Below are 14,100 nucleotides of genomic sequence, written 5' to 3'. Positions count from 1 at the left end.
TCTCCGGCTGCGGTATAATAGCCGGGTAAACCACTAAACGAAAAGGTGTGAAGCACATGGGCTTTAACTGGGGCATTATCGGCACTGGCAATATCGCCGGGAAATTTGCTGAAGCATTAAACGATGAGCACGGCGGAATTCATTCCGTCTGCTCCCGCACGATGGAGAAAGCTGAAAGCTTTGCAGGCGATTTTAACGCCGGGCATCCGTTTGACTCGCTGGAAAAATTCCTCGAAGACGAAGCGCTTGATGTCGTCTATATCGCCACTCCTCATACGAATCACTATGACATCGCCAGGCAGTGTCTCGAAAGCGGGAAGCATGTTTTTTGCGAAAAGGCCATTACCGTTAACAAGCAGCAGCTCGATGACCTGACGGCGCTTGCCTCAGACCGGGACCTGGTGCTGCTCGAAGCAGTGACGCTGTATTACCATCCGCTTCACCGGGAGCTTCAGCAAAAAATCACGGCTGGGGTAATCGGCAACGTGCACTCTATTAACATCACATTTGGTACTGTTAAAGAATATGACACCACCAATCGCTTCTTTAACCCGGACCTGGCCGGGGGCGCGATGCTTGATATCGGTGTCTACGCCCTGTCGTTTGCCCGTTTTTACCTGCAGGAGCAGCCGCAGCAGGTAACAACCATTGGAGAAATGGCCGAAAGCGGCGTCGATGACCAGTCGGGCATTATTTTAAAAAACAGCCGGGGCCAGATAGCGACAGTCCAGCTTTCCTTCAGCTCAAGGCTTCCCAAAAGAGGGATTATTGGCGGTGATAAAGGCTCAATCACAGTCGACAACTTCCCCCGTGCCGACGAGGCGGTCATCGAGTACACCAACGGAGAAACTGAGCGCATTGCCGAGGGCGAGACATCAAAAGCTCTGCATTACGAAATCCGGGAAATGGAACGCTTTATCTCCAACCGGGAACATGCCCCTCTTCTTCAACTCTCCTCCGATGTGATGGCACTGATGGACGAATCGAGGCGGCAGTGGAACTTCCGCTACCCGTTTGAATAACCGGGATTTCCCGGGAAATACAAGTAAAGCCTTTATCCCAAGCGGAATAAAGGCTTTTTGCTTAACGGGATTGCAGCAGCACATTATTGATTGCCTCTGCCACCCCGTTTTCATTGTTTGTAGATGTAATAATATCAGCTGCTGCCTTGATTTCCGGAATGGCATTTCCCATCGCCACCCCGCACCCTGCTGCCTCTATCATAGATAAATCGTTGCCGTTATCCCCGATGCACATTACTTCCTCCCTGGCGATGCCGAGCCGGGCCGCGAGATCCATCACTGCGTTGCCCTTACTTGCTTCTGGATGAAGGAATTCCAAAAAATGCGGCGTACTGCGCATGATTTCATTTCGGGCTTTAATTTTCTCCGGCAATAAAAGCTCTGTCCGGTCAATGTCTTCTTTATCACCGACAAACATCACCTTCGGCAGTGCCACAGACGGCCCGACCTCTTCAAGCGTACGTACGCGCAAAGGAATATTATTCAGATAAGCGTCGAGCACCGTATATTTATCAATATCTCTTTGCGGGGTATAAATATGCTTTTCACTAAAGTACTGCATCGCTATGGGCAGCTCCCGGCTCAGATGTTCGAGCTCCATAACGTCTTCGTACAGCATATCAAGCTGGCTGATCACCCGGCCTGCGAATGTCTCCTGGACAAGCGCGCCGTTAAATACAGCAATATAGTCCCCCTCTTCCCGAAGCGACAGCTGATCAACATAACGCTGGACGCCCGGGAGCGGCCGCCCCGTACACATTACGATTTTGATGCCGGCTGCTTTTGCCTCCCGGACCACCTGAACCACCTCCGGCGTCAGGGCGTGCTGGTCATTCAGCATGGTTCCATCCATATCTACGGCTATTAGTTTGTACATACCCATCCTCCTGGTGTATTTAAATATGCCCTGCCGGTCCCCAGAGGAAATGCTCCTCCAGATAGGCGAGCAGCTCTTTTTTTCGGTGCTGAAGGGTCCTGCATACCTGCTGGCCCACCGGCACCTGCAGTACCTTTTTCCCGCACTGGCCGCATACATCTTTTTCAGCAAACGTATGGAGGACATTTAACGGAAATAACGGCCTCCCGTCGGCTATTAAAAATTGAAAGCGCTGGCCGTGGATCGAAAATAAAACAGTATACCCCTGGAATTCTGCTGCTTTGTGAACAATCACATTTTCTACTTCCCTCATATCCGTGTTTTTCCGCACAACGGACCTCCTTTTTTATCGGAGACTGATTTTTTCTTTATGAAAGGCAATAAAATTCTATTTTTCAAAGAAAAACATCCGGTCATGTTTTCAGTATAACTTTTTGCTTAAAATCACGCCCGTCTCTTTTAAAAAATCGTCCCCCCGGGAATGAACAGTAAGGAGTACAAACATCCAAGGAGGCTATACAATGGCACCAGCACAAAACCGGGCTTTTCGGCTTCGTGAGCCGAGAAGCATAGAAAATTTAGAAATGACAGAAGAATCCTTGCCGCAGGTGCAGCGGGGAGAGGTGCTTGTCCGGGTGAAAGCCACTTCCTTAAACTACCGGGACCTCGCTATGGTCGAAGGTGATTACCCTGGGGAGCTGCGGGAAAATCTCGTGCAGCTGTCAGACGGCGCCGGTGAAATTGTTGAAGCAGGTGAAGATGTGCGCCGCTTCCGCGTAGGAGACCGGGTAGCCGGCAACTTCACCCGGGAATGGTTCGGTGGCAAGCGCCCTTCCTATATGGAGCCGTATGGCACACACAGCGACGGCTGGCTGACAGATTATAAAGTAATCAATCCGGAGGAGCTTGTGCGTCTGCCTGATCATCTTACGTACGAGCAGGGAGCAACGCTTCCTTGCGCGGCGGTGACTGCCTGGAACGCTCTGCACGGTCCTTCCCCGGCCGGCCCGGGAGACACGGTGCTGACGCTTGGCACAGGGGGCGTTTCCGTTTTCGCCGTGCAGCTCGCTAAAATTCTCGGGCTTCGCGTTATCTCCACCACTTCGAGCAGCTGGAAAGAGGAAAAGCTGCAGGAGCTCGGATCTAATGACATCATCAACTACAACGATACACCGGAATGGGGAAAGCGGGCGGAAGAGCTTTCCAACGGCGGCGTAAACCGTGTCGTTGAAGTAGTCGGTCCTGCTTCGTTTCATCAATCGATTCAAGCAGTCGCCCCCGGCGAGGAAGTAGCTTTAATCGGCGTGCTCACAAGAACCGGGGACAAAATCGATTACTATGACCTGTTCGGAAAAGCTTCCACAAGAACGATTGGCGTTGGCAGCCGGGATATGTTTGAATCGATGAACCGAGCCATTGCTGCCCATCAGCTGACGCCGGTGATCGACACGGTCTATCCATTTGAACAGGCCCAGGAGGCTTACCGTCACCTGAAAAGCCAAAATTTCTTCGGCAAAATTGTTATTTCCCACGACCAGCAATAAAACAAGCGGAGCGCTTCTGTTACGCGCTCCGCTTCATTTTTTCTTCATCCACCCGGAGAGTAAGGAGAGGATCACTTTGACAGACATCACTGTCGCTTCCCCGTTTACCTTACATAATAAAAATGTGACATTCAAAAACCGCTTCGTTAAATCGGCCATGAGCGAAGGACTTGCCACAAAGGCTCATCTTCCGGACACCAGCATCTTCCGGCTGTACCATACCTGGGCCAAAGGAGGCGCGGGGTTACTCATTACCGGGAACGTGATGATCAACCATCAGGCGCTTGGGGAGCCGGGCAACGTCGTGCTTGAAAGCGAAAAGCAGCTTGGCCTGTTCCAAGCCTGGGCCCGTGCCGGCACACATAATGACACCCATTTATGGATGCAGATCAATCATCCGGGCAAGCAGGTACCAAAAGGCGTCTCCCGTGAAACCGTCGCCCCTTCTGCTGTACCTTTTGAATCAGGGCTTCAGCGCTTCTTTCCCAATGCCCGGGCGCTCACCCATCCAGAAATAGAAAAAATCATCCGGCAGTTTGCCCATACCGCCTCCCTGGCCAGACGTGCCGGCTTTACCGGCGTCCAGATTCACGCCGCCCACGGCTATTTAATCAGCCAGTTTCTCTCGCCCCGCCATAATCAGCGAACCGACGAATGGGGCGGTTCGATTAAAAACCGCTTCCGCTTTTTACGTGAAATTTTTAACGCTGTCCGTGAAGCCGCAGGGCCGGAGTTTCCTGTTGGAGTAAAAATTAACAGCGCGGATTTTATGAAAGCCGGCTTCTCCGAGGAAGAATCCCAATATGTGATTAAAGAGCTCGAACGCCTTGGAGCCGATATGATCGAAATCTCCGGAGGTACTTACGAACGTCCGGAATTATTCGGAAAAAATGCCTCTGCCTCTACGCTTCAGCGTGAAGCTTATTTCCTGGAATATGCTGAAAAACTGAAGCAGACCACAGAGGTTCCGGTGATTTTAACCGGAGGGTTCCGCACCCGTCCGGCGATGGACAGCGCGCTCGAGTCAAGAGCAGCCGATTTTATTGGCCTCGCCAGACCAATGGCTGTGTACCCGGATTACCCGGACTGGCTTCTTTCAGAAGCCCCGGTCCCACGAATGACTCCTGTCAAAACCGGCCTTGCGTTTATTGATAATGCCGGTGTTATGGAGCTTGCATGGTACAATCAGCAGCTTGCCCGGCTGAGCAAAGGCCGGAAAGCTGCACCCGGTTTTCCTCCTGTTTTATCTTTAGGGCTTCTTCTGGTGAAAAATGGCCTGAGCGTTATCCGGCAGCGAAGAGGATAGGCTTCTCCGCTTTACAGCGCTTTTACCAGACCGCCATCCACGAGCAGTGTCTGGCCGGTTACGTAGGTGTTGGCGAAGGAGCCGTAAAAAACGATCTGCGCCGCAAACTCCTCCGGAAGTCCGTAGCGTCCAAGCGGAATCGCTGCCTCCGACTCTCTCTGCACATCCTCAGCATTTTTATTTGTTTGTCCGGCCTTTCTTTCATCGAGCTCTGCTACCCGGTCCGTCGCTATCTTTCCAGGGCCAATGGAATTGATGAGAATACCGTGCGGAGCAAGCTCCTGGGAAAGACTTTTGGCAAGGCCCATCAAACCGGCCCGGAATGTATTCGATAAAACCAAATTGTCGAGCGTCTGCTTCATCGAAGAAGATGTAATGTTAACAATCCGGCCGCCCCCGCTCTGCTTCATTGAAGGCAGCACTGCGCGTATTGCACGTACGAAGCTCATCAGGTTTAAGTCAAACGCCTTCTGCCAGTCCTCATCGTCAAAATCATCAAATGTGCCGGCGGGAGGACCGCCGGCGTTATTTACGAGTACATCGACCCGGCTAAATTTCTCTAAGGTATATTCGACAAGCTCCTTTACCTCTGTCTCTTTTGTAATATCGCACACATAATAACTCACCCGGCCGCTGGCGCTTAAAGACAGAAGCTCTTTTTCCGCCTCTTTCAAGCTCTCCTCCGAGCGGCCCGTAATTACGATATCAGCACCTTCCTTCGCAAATGCGGCAGCCGATGCTTTTCCAAGCCCCCGGCTTGATGCCAGCACAAGTACCGTCTTTCCTGCAAGCTTCAAATCCATGCTTTGCACTCCTTTTTTCTGCGGACCGGCTGCATTTATACCGGCGGCTGCAGCTGTTTTGTTTCTTCCTTCAGCTCTTCGGTGTCAAATTCGTCCTCTACTTTTCGTTTAAGTATATAGCCGAGCACCGCTATTACAAGCGCTACCGCTCCTAAAATAATCATTTTCACCGGCTCGAAGGAAAGAATACTCGAACCGAAAAAACCCAGCAGAATAGCCCTTGGTATAGTTCCGATCACGGTAGAGCCCAGGTACTGCCGCCAGCCTACGTCCATACGGGCGCTGAGAGACGTTAATAAATCATAATGAAGCACCGGGATGAGCCGGAGCATTAATAAAAATTTGAAACCGTGTTCCTCAAGCTCTTCCTTGATCTTGTCCAGTTCTTCCATATTTTTCTCATCTAAATTTAAGTCTCCCGCCCTGCGTCTTTTCGTGAAAAAAGAAACGGAAGCGCCCAGAACGGCTCCAAGAAAAATAAGGAGAGCGCCCAGCCAGTGCCCAAACAAAAACCCGGCAGCTATGGCAACAACGGGCAAAGGGATCAGCAGGTACGGCCGGACAGCAAATACCAGCAGCAAAACGACAGGTCCTAAAAAACCGATGCTTTCCATCCACCCCTTTACCTCTTCAGGACTCAGATGCAGGTAAAAGCGGGAAAGCACCAGAATCAAAATGGCGGCACTAACCGTAATCGTGAGCCTAAGAGCATAGTGTTTTAATTTTGCTTTCATGACGCCTTCCTCCTCAATATCTATCTTTATTATAACGGAGAAGCGTGATAATACGCTTTATTTTTCCAAAAATCTTATCTATAAAAAATATTTTATTTTTAAGTTGTGAGCAAAAAACTTTCCATCTTTTCTCTTTTTAGTTAAGCTGAAGCAGATTTGAGCAATTTCATCTATTTCATTTTCAGCTTAGAAAGGCGGCTTACATATATGAACCAATTAACCGGCTTCAAGCGGGCCCGTTTTGTTGTCCTGCTCGGAGCACTTGCAGCACTGATCCCTTTGACCATTGATATGTACCTTCCTGCCCTTCCTGATATTACCGATTCCTATGAAACCAGCGCCTCTACTGTACAGCTGAGTTTGACAGCCTGTCTGCTCGGGCTCGGGGTTGGCCAGCTCGTTGCAGGGGCTCTAAGTGACGTGTACGGCCGGCGCCGGCCGCTCATCGTCGCTCTAATCGTTTATATTGCTGCCTCAGCCGCCTGTATTTTTGCACCGAATATTTTTATCCTGATCGCCGGGCGTTTTATACAGGGCTTTGCCGCCTCAGCCGGCCTCGTTATTTCCCGGGCAATCGTCCGGGACGTCAGCAGCGGGGCCGAACTCACAAAGCTGTTTGCCCTGTTGATGCTAGTAAACAATCTCGTGCCGCTGCTCGCCCCTTCTATCGGGAGCGGGGTACTCCTTTTCACCAGCTGGCCCGGCATCTTTTTAACGCTTTCTATCCTCGGTACTATTCTGCTTTTGATCACAGCGTTCCGGTTAGGTGAAACCCTTCCAGTAGACGACCGGGTGCCGAGCAATCTTGGAACTACCTTCAGCAATTTTCTCTCTCTTCTTAAAGACCGGCAGTTTTCGGGATACGCTCTGTCCCAGGGCTTTATGATCGGCGGGATTTTTGCCTATGTGGCCGGCACCCCTTTTATCTATCAAAATATATACGGCGTGTCCCCGCAGGTATTTAGCATTCTGTTTGGGTTAAACGGCCTCGGCCTTCTACTGGGAACGTTTATGGTTGGCCGTTTTGCTTCTGTGATACCTGAAAAAATATTTCTTGAATCCGGACTTGTGATGGCCTTTTTCGCCGGTCTTGCTCTACTTGTGGTCGTTATTTTTGAAGGACCGCTCTGGGGCATTGTGCTGCCTATTCTATTTTTTGTTACCTCCATCGGTTTTGTCGCTACTTCTTCGTTTTCCCTTGCGATGGAAACCCAGAGCCATATCGCCGGCAGCGCATCAGCGCTCTTAGGTCTTCTTCCCTTTGTGCTCGGTGCTGTTACCGCCCCTATGGTTGGCATTGCCGGTGAAGACACAGCGATCCCTATGGGACTGACTATCTTTTTGATGAGTGCGTTAGCTCTCGCAACATACGTATTCATGGCTAAACGCGGCGGCCCCACAGAAAAGCCGGCTTAATAAGCTAAAAGAATCACGACTTTAGATGCGAAAAATAGAGAGGACAGGCGTAAATTTTTCCAAAGACTGCAGTATGAGTCTGCCGAAGCCTGGGTATTTCCTCTCTATTTTTCCCTTTGTTTACAAGCAGTAATTCCTGCTTATTGGCAAAAGATCAAAATTTTCTTACGTTTTAATTGGTTTTTTTATACATATCAGGGGGGATTACATGAACAATTCATACTTACGGTGGGGGATTGCCGCCGGCGCTTCTGCCACTATTTTTGCGCCGCCTGCAGCTAATGCTGGTGCTGCCGCGGGGGAAACGGAAGTCACGGTCATTCACGCCAATGACATCCATTCATCCATCGAGGATATGGGAAAGCTTGCCGGCTACATTGACGAGAAAAAAGCGGAATCTGATCACGTGGTGTTTGTCAGTCCCGGAGATATTTTCAGTGGAGACCCGGTAGTCGATTTACAGGACGGAGCGCCGATGGTTGACTTGATGAACGATGTCGGACTTGAAGCGATGACGATCGGCAACCATGAATTTGATTACGGCCAGGAAGTCTTCGCCCAGAATGAAGCAGACAGTAATTTCACCTGGATCAGTGCCAATACATCCATTGAAGACAGCTCGATTCCTATCGAAGAGCCCGCCGCCTATGATGAAATTAACGTTAACGGCATCGACATCGCTCTTCTTGGATTGACCCAGGCACCGCCTGCCACAGCGCCGGACGGCATCGACGGCCTCGGCTTTGACAATGACTACGCAGGGGTGGCGGAGTCATACGAAAGCATTGGAGATGACGCCGACCTTTTTCTTGCCCTCACCCACATAGGCTACAGCGAGGATGAGCAGCTCGCAGAGGACGTGGACTTTTTTGACGCCATTATTGGCGGCCATACGCATACTGTCCTTGAAGAGCCAGCCGTCGTGAATGGCACACCTATTGCCCAGGCAGGCTCAAGCCTCGACTTCATCGGAGAAATGACCTTTACCCTCGATGATGAAACCAGAGAAGTAACAAATACTGAAGGGCAGCTGCACGATATCGATAACATAGAAGCGGTGGATGAAGACGTTCAGGCGAAGGCGGATGATTATATCGCAGAAGCCGATGAACTGCTGGGAGAAGTCATCGGGGAAACAAATACCGGCCTGTCGAGAGACAGCCGCTATGAGGAAGACGCCCCGCTTGGGAACTTCTGGACCGATTCCATGCGCTACACTACGGATACAGACGTGGCTGTTTATAATAACGGCGGCCTGCGGGCTGGCATCGCCCCTGGTGAAATTACTGCAAGAGATATTTATTCCACTGAACCATTTGGGAATAATATCGTTGAGATGAATATGACAGGGGAAGCTCTTGAGGATGTAATTGAGCAGTCCTACAATCGCGGTGAGCAGGTGGACCTGCAGACGTCCGGGCTGAACTATACTATTTATACAACCGAAGACGGGGCGTTTAACGGAGCCAGGCTCACTATTGACGGAGAACCGATCGAAAGCACGGAAACCTACTCGGTCGCTCTGCCAAACTTCCTCGCGGATGGCGGGGACGGCTATAATTTCGAAGGGGAAATTGTCCAGCCTGATGCCGGACTTGTGACCAACAGCATGATCACCTATGCTGAATTCTTAATGGAAACAAAAGGCGCTGTGGATTATGAAACACAGGGACGGATCAGCCTTGAGGTCGGAGAACCGGCCGTTGAAGAACCGGAAACTCCCGTTGAGAACGTCACAAAAGAATGTATTATCGATGAAGTCCACGAGCTGGTGCCAAACGGCAATCCAAATAAAAATGACTCCGGCTTTAACCGCGGTCAGATGATTTCTATACTTCAAAAGTATAAAAACGGCAAGGACGTAGAAGTACCTGCTGCGGCAGAGCCGGCAAAGGAATGCATCGATCAGGCCCAGGCAAAGGAATAATGCAACACGCTTCAGGACCGGGAAGACCCGGTCCTGATTTTTTATTGTACACTGTTTATGATGGACGCTAATTCATATTAAATATATTTTAATTTTGTTTTCGGAGGTGATATTTATGGTTCAAAGACTTCATTCTCTGGGATTTTCGCTCATTATTATCAGCCTCGTGCTTTTTGGGTATCTATTTACCCAGCACGGAGATGGTTATATTCTTGCTATCTTAGTATTTATCATTGGATTGTTGCTGCTTTTGTTCACTTCCAATGAAACGAACAAAGAAAGAAGCTTGCTTTGCCGCATTCAACTGCATAAATACCAGGCCGTGGGCCAGGACTCGGATATTAATTCCAAATTTATTTATGAGTGCATGCGGTGCAGACGGCGCAAAAGTGTATTTCGGGCATTTTAAAGCCTGCATCGCTTTGCGATACAGGCTAATTTACTTAGATAACACCAAAAATATTTAAAAATACACGAATAGCTAAAAAGCAAACCATTAACATTACTAAACCATAAATAATATTTTGCGGAGTATTATTAGCTAATTCACCTAAATATTTGCGTTTATTACATAAAACCCATATAGAACCAACAATAGCTGGAAGCAATAATCCATTTAAAGCCTGAGCTGTCATAATTAACTGAATCGGCGTCTCTCCAAACAAAAAAATGATCAAAATTGGAGTCACACCAGCAATCAACATCACAAAACGATTTGCAATAGCGTTAGATTCTTCTGAACGGCCCAGTGCCTGACCAAGAAGCGCTGGCTGCACAGAAATGTTAAATAAACCTGAAGAGAAACCAGCTGCCCAAAGACCAACTGCAAATAGTACACCTGCATATTGACCGAGTAGTGGCGTTAGCTGGTAAGCCATATCTCCAGCACCTTCAATTACAGCACCTGTGCCGTATATGACCCCACCAGCACAAATTAATATAGAAATAGCTACTACTGCAGTTATTGTTACATTAGTACGAAGATCAAAATAAGAAAGAGTCATCTGTTTTGCCCGCGGAGTCACATAGTCATTTTCATATTTTTTCTTAATAAATGCTGAAAGCCCAAGAGCTGTGTTTGGCGGTAAAGTTGTCGCAATTAAGGCTAAAATTAACCAATAATTGCTTTCCGGGATTTGAAAAGAAAACCCAGTGGTAAATATATCAGTAATGCTTGGTCCTGAAACAAAAACGGTCAATACAAATGCTCCCACCATCAATCCGATGAAAACTCTATTAATATTTTCTAATAGTTTATAAACGCCAACCCAGGAAATAGCTAAAGCCATTAAAGCCAATATACTAACCCAAGCGACTACGGATATAGAAGGAAGGAAAAAATTTAATGCGAGAGCTGCACCAGTAAAATTTCCAGCCTGAAATGCGATGGCTCCTAAAAGAAGAGCTAGGTAAAGAATCACTGTCCATCCTTTTCCCATATATTCACGAATACCTTCCATTGCCGCCATTCGAGTTTGTACCGTAAATTTCACTACTGGTCGCTGAAAAAAATAAGCTGCTAAGGAAGCTATGACCAAAATCCACATGACTTGGAAACCATAACTCGCTCCTGCCACAGAGACAGTAGTAATCGTTCCTGGTCCTAAAATACAAGCTGCTACAATAGCAGCCGGGCCCAAAGCTCTCAATTTTTCTCCCCAGGTTACAGAAGCTTCTTCTGTACTATCTGTTGGTATTGGCTGTTGTAAATCTTTTGGTTCTTTCATTTCCCCACTCCCATTTTCTTTTTATATGTTATATAAAACCATATAAAAATTACTGTGTTTATTTTTATGGGAGAGAACCTTACATTCTTTTTGTATATCTGAACTTAACTCCTAAATTCAATTTATCCTATTTTGGTTTACTTTCTCCTTTGATCATGCCTTTTTATATCAGGTCACGCTAATACATCCTGATGAGGAGGCATTTTTATGAGTTATGTATCTCTAGTTCCATTCCGAAAAGAAAGCGGTGTTTCTGCCACATCCTACGTCCCGGCTGGAGTGGAAATGATCGAAGCACCTTCCCAATGGGAGGAAACGTCCCAGGGGGCGGGTAATGTTATCGCGGTCATTGATACCGGCTGCCAGACGGACCATCCTGATCTGCAGCATCAAATTGTCGGCGGGCGCAATTTCACCAGGGACTACCGGGGGGACCCAGCGGTTATTGAAGACAATAACGGGCACGGCACCCATGTAGCTGGTACTATCGCCGCTGCAGACAACGGCTTCGGTATAGCCGGTGTCGCCCCAAAAGCCAGGCTGCTGATTTTAAAAGCACTGAACGAAGCAGGAAGCGGGAGCATGCAGGGAATTATCGAGGCTGTCCGCTACGCGGTTTCCTGGCGAGGCCTCAACGGAGAACGGGTGCGTGTGATCAGTATGTCTCTCGGCGGTCCCCAGGATGTTCCTGAACTCCACGAAGCCATTAAAGAAGCCGTGGCAGTCGATATTGCTGTTGTCTGCGCCGCTGGAAATGAAGGAGACGGGGACGCCGATACTGAAGAGTTTGCCTATCCGGGCGCTTATAATGAAGTCATTCAGGTCGGGGCGGTGAACTTTTCCAGTGAGTTGACCCCGTTTACCAATACCAACGACGAAATTGATCTCACAGCGCCAGGAGCTTCGATTTTATCTACTTATATTGGGAGCTCCTACGTCCGGCTGAGCGGCACTTCCATGGCAGCCCCTCACGTTTCCGGTGCCCTTGCTCTGGTAACCAACTGGGCGGAAGCAGGCTTTGGCCGGCGCATTTCCGAGTCGGAGATGTATGCCCAGCTGCTCCGCCGCACTGTTCCTCTCGGCTATCCATTGAGCGCAGAGGGCAGCGGCCTGCTGATGCTTGGCACGGTCGAACGTCTTGCCCAGACAGTCCAAAACGAAATCGTCGTCCGCTAACCCAGCGGTTGTACAAAAAAGCCAGGCCGATAATCGGCCTGGCTCAGATTGTAGACAAAGGCCTCCGAAAATGAATTTCGGAGGCCTTTGTTTGTGCCATTGAGGGAAAAAGAAGCATCCAACGGCCGGCGCACGTCTGTCGCCACCGCCAGGTGGCGAGTTTTTTGAGGTTCATCACCGCATAAACAAGCATCGCCTGCGCGGTGTTTCGTGCCCCTCCGGCGAGGAGCGTCCAGCGCAAGCCATGCTTTTGTTTGAGATCCGCAAAAATACGTTCGATGGTTTCTTTTCGTTCCGCATAGGTCTTCCGGTTCCACGGGGTGTGCCGAAGGTGTTCGGCTTCGTCCAGGTCGTCCTGCCAGACGTGGCGGAGGATCACCTTCCGGTGATCCCGGCTTTGGGTACAGGTCTCGAGCAGCGGGCAGGACTGACAAATGACGGGATCTGAGACATACTCCTGATAACCGTCCCGATTCGTGGTGCGGTAGCGCAAGGCCTGATGCTCGGGACAGAGATACGCGTCCAGATAGGCATCATACACAAAGTCCTGTTTGCGCAAGCGTCCCGGCAGGCCTTTGGGCCGGGTATAGGGCATGACCGGGCGAATGGCCTGCTCGCGAAGCAGATGAGCAATGGCCGGGGTTTTGTAGCCGGCATCCACCGCAACGGCGTACGGACGGCCCGCCCGGGCCATCACCTGCGCCAACAGCTCATGAAAGATCCGGCTGTCATGAACATTGGCTCCGGTCACGATCGCTCCGAGCACAAACCCGTGCCGGTCACAGGCGGTATGCCAGCTGTAGGCAAACATCTTCTCCCGTTCATCTTTGACGTAATAGCCACTGTCAGGATCCGTCGTGCTTTGTTTGACCTCCCGTCCGCCCGGTTCGCGGCGGGCGGGAGGCAGGGGCTTTTTTCCGTGGACCTCGCGGTCCCGGTGAATTTCGGCGTCCAGTTGATCCTGGTAGGCCCGGGCTTCGGCCGCCAACTGAACCCGATCAAATTTTTTCTTGTTGGCGTTTGCTTTCACATGGGTGGCATCGATATAAAAGACAGACGGATCCACAAAGCCGGCGGCCACGGCTTCTCCCAGCACCCGTTCAAATATCGCTTCGAACAACCCGCTGTCCCGAAACCGGCGTATGTAGTTCTTGCCGAAGGTGGAGAAATGCGGCACGGGCTCCAGGAGGTCCAAACCGAGGAACCATCGGTAGGCCACATTCGTTTCGATCTCCCGAACGGTCTGACGCATGGAGCGAATGCCGAACAAATACTGGAGCAGCACCATTTTCACCAGCCGGACCGGGTCAATACTCGGCCGGCCGATGGGGGCATAGAGGGACGCAACTTCGTCGTAAATAAAGGAAAAATCCAGCGCGGCCTCGATCTGGCGGACCAGGTGGTCCGCAGGCACTAACTGATCCAACTGAATGGTGGCTTCCCGGTAACGAGCTTCTTCCGTATCCCGCCTCATCATGCGCCATAACCCCTTTCCAGGCTATTTCTTTTTATCATAGCATAAAAAACTGCCGACACGCTCTAAAATGAGAGCCATTGTCGACAGTCTG

At 50.0% G+C, this 14,100-nt stretch carries 13 protein-coding genes; 7 read left to right on the top strand and 6 right to left on the bottom strand.

The window, feature by feature from the left end:
- Window positions 1-56: 56 nt before the first annotated feature.
- Window positions 57-1,022, top strand: coding sequence for a Gfo/Idh/MocA family protein (locus G548_RS0110700; RefSeq protein WP_022794156.1), 966 nt, complete (start codon window positions 57-59; stop codon window positions 1,020-1,022).
- A 61-nt stretch (window positions 1,023-1,083) separates the two neighbouring features.
- Here the strand turns inward: G548_RS0110700 and yidA are convergent, their stop codons facing one another.
- Together yidA and G548_RS0110690 are read right to left on the bottom strand one after the other, a co-directional pair.
- A complete protein-coding gene (yidA, locus tag G548_RS0110695) occupies window positions 1,084-1,899 on the bottom strand; it encodes a sugar-phosphatase (RefSeq protein WP_022794155.1) in 816 nt (271 codons plus the stop codon).
- A gap of 19 nt (window positions 1,900-1,918) precedes the next feature.
- Window positions 1,919-2,230 carry a hypothetical protein gene (locus G548_RS0110690; RefSeq protein WP_022794154.1) on the bottom strand — a complete coding sequence of 104 codons (312 nt, stop codon included), beginning with the start codon at window positions 2,228-2,230 and terminating at the stop codon, window positions 1,919-1,921.
- A 190-nt stretch (window positions 2,231-2,420) separates the two neighbouring features.
- On the opposite strand from G548_RS0110690, the gene G548_RS0110685 reads away from it, so the two are divergent.
- On the top strand, window positions 2,421-3,443 hold the full coding sequence (locus G548_RS0110685; RefSeq protein WP_022794153.1) for a zinc-dependent alcohol dehydrogenase family protein: 1,023 nt from the start codon (window positions 2,421-2,423) through the stop codon (window positions 3,441-3,443).
- Between the two features lie 76 nt (window positions 3,444-3,519).
- Window positions 3,520-4,749, top strand: coding sequence for an NADH:flavin oxidoreductase/NADH oxidase family protein (locus tag G548_RS0110680; RefSeq protein WP_022794152.1), 1,230 nt, complete (start codon window positions 3,520-3,522; stop codon window positions 4,747-4,749).
- An 11-nt stretch (window positions 4,750-4,760) separates the two neighbouring features.
- On the opposite strand, the gene G548_RS0110675 is transcribed toward G548_RS0110680, so the two are convergent.
- Complete coding sequence (locus tag G548_RS0110675) at window positions 4,761-5,552, bottom strand: SDR family oxidoreductase (protein WP_022794151.1); 792 nt, start codon at window positions 5,550-5,552, stop codon at window positions 4,761-4,763.
- Between the two features lie 35 nt (window positions 5,553-5,587).
- Window positions 5,588-6,286: a TVP38/TMEM64 family protein gene (locus tag G548_RS0110670; RefSeq protein WP_022794150.1), complete on the bottom strand. Its 699-nt coding sequence runs from the start codon at window positions 6,284-6,286 to the stop codon at window positions 5,588-5,590.
- Between the two features lie 207 nt (window positions 6,287-6,493).
- On the opposite strand from G548_RS0110670, the gene G548_RS0110665 reads away from it, so the two are divergent.
- The 3 genes from G548_RS0110665 (at window position 6,494) to G548_RS0110655 (ending at window position 10,038) form a co-directional block, all read left to right on the top strand.
- Complete coding sequence (locus tag G548_RS0110665; protein WP_022794149.1) at window positions 6,494-7,702, top strand: multidrug effflux MFS transporter; 1,209 nt, start codon at window positions 6,494-6,496, stop codon at window positions 7,700-7,702.
- 208 nt (window positions 7,703-7,910) lie between these two features.
- The gene (locus tag G548_RS17940) at window positions 7,911-9,629 is read left to right on the top strand and encodes a bifunctional metallophosphatase/5'-nucleotidase (RefSeq protein WP_022794148.1); all 1,719 of its coding nucleotides are present in this window, start codon (window positions 7,911-7,913) and stop codon (window positions 9,627-9,629) included.
- A gap of 115 nt (window positions 9,630-9,744) precedes the next feature.
- A complete protein-coding gene (locus G548_RS0110655; protein WP_022794147.1) occupies window positions 9,745-10,038 on the top strand; it encodes a hypothetical protein in 294 nt (97 codons plus the stop codon).
- A 34-nt stretch (window positions 10,039-10,072) separates the two neighbouring features.
- On the opposite strand, the gene G548_RS0110650 is transcribed toward G548_RS0110655, so the two are convergent.
- The gene (locus G548_RS0110650) at window positions 10,073-11,356 is read right to left on the bottom strand and encodes an Nramp family divalent metal transporter (RefSeq protein WP_022794146.1); all 1,284 of its coding nucleotides are present in this window, start codon (window positions 11,354-11,356) and stop codon (window positions 10,073-10,075) included.
- 207 nt (window positions 11,357-11,563) lie between these two features.
- Between G548_RS0110650 and G548_RS0110645 the strand changes: the two genes are divergently transcribed.
- The gene (locus G548_RS0110645) at window positions 11,564-12,532 is read left to right on the top strand and encodes a S8 family peptidase (protein ID WP_022794145.1); all 969 of its coding nucleotides are present in this window, start codon (window positions 11,564-11,566) and stop codon (window positions 12,530-12,532) included.
- Window positions 12,533-12,575: 43 nt separating this feature from the next.
- Here G548_RS0110645 and G548_RS17935 read toward each other — a convergent pair whose 3' ends face one another.
- Entirely contained in the window at window positions 12,576-14,009 is a 1,434-nt protein-coding gene (locus tag G548_RS17935; RefSeq protein WP_022794144.1) for an IS1182 family transposase, read from the bottom strand.
- Window positions 14,010-14,100: the final 91 nt, after the last annotated feature.

Origin of the sequence: Marinococcus halotolerans DSM 16375 (genome assembly GCF_000420725.1) — a bacterium.
In the GTDB taxonomy this organism is placed as follows: Bacteria; Bacillota; Bacilli; order Bacillales; family Marinococcaceae; genus Marinococcus; species Marinococcus halotolerans.
Note: the sequence above shows the minus strand (reverse complement) of the source record. Positions and strands in the feature narration are given on the sequence as shown.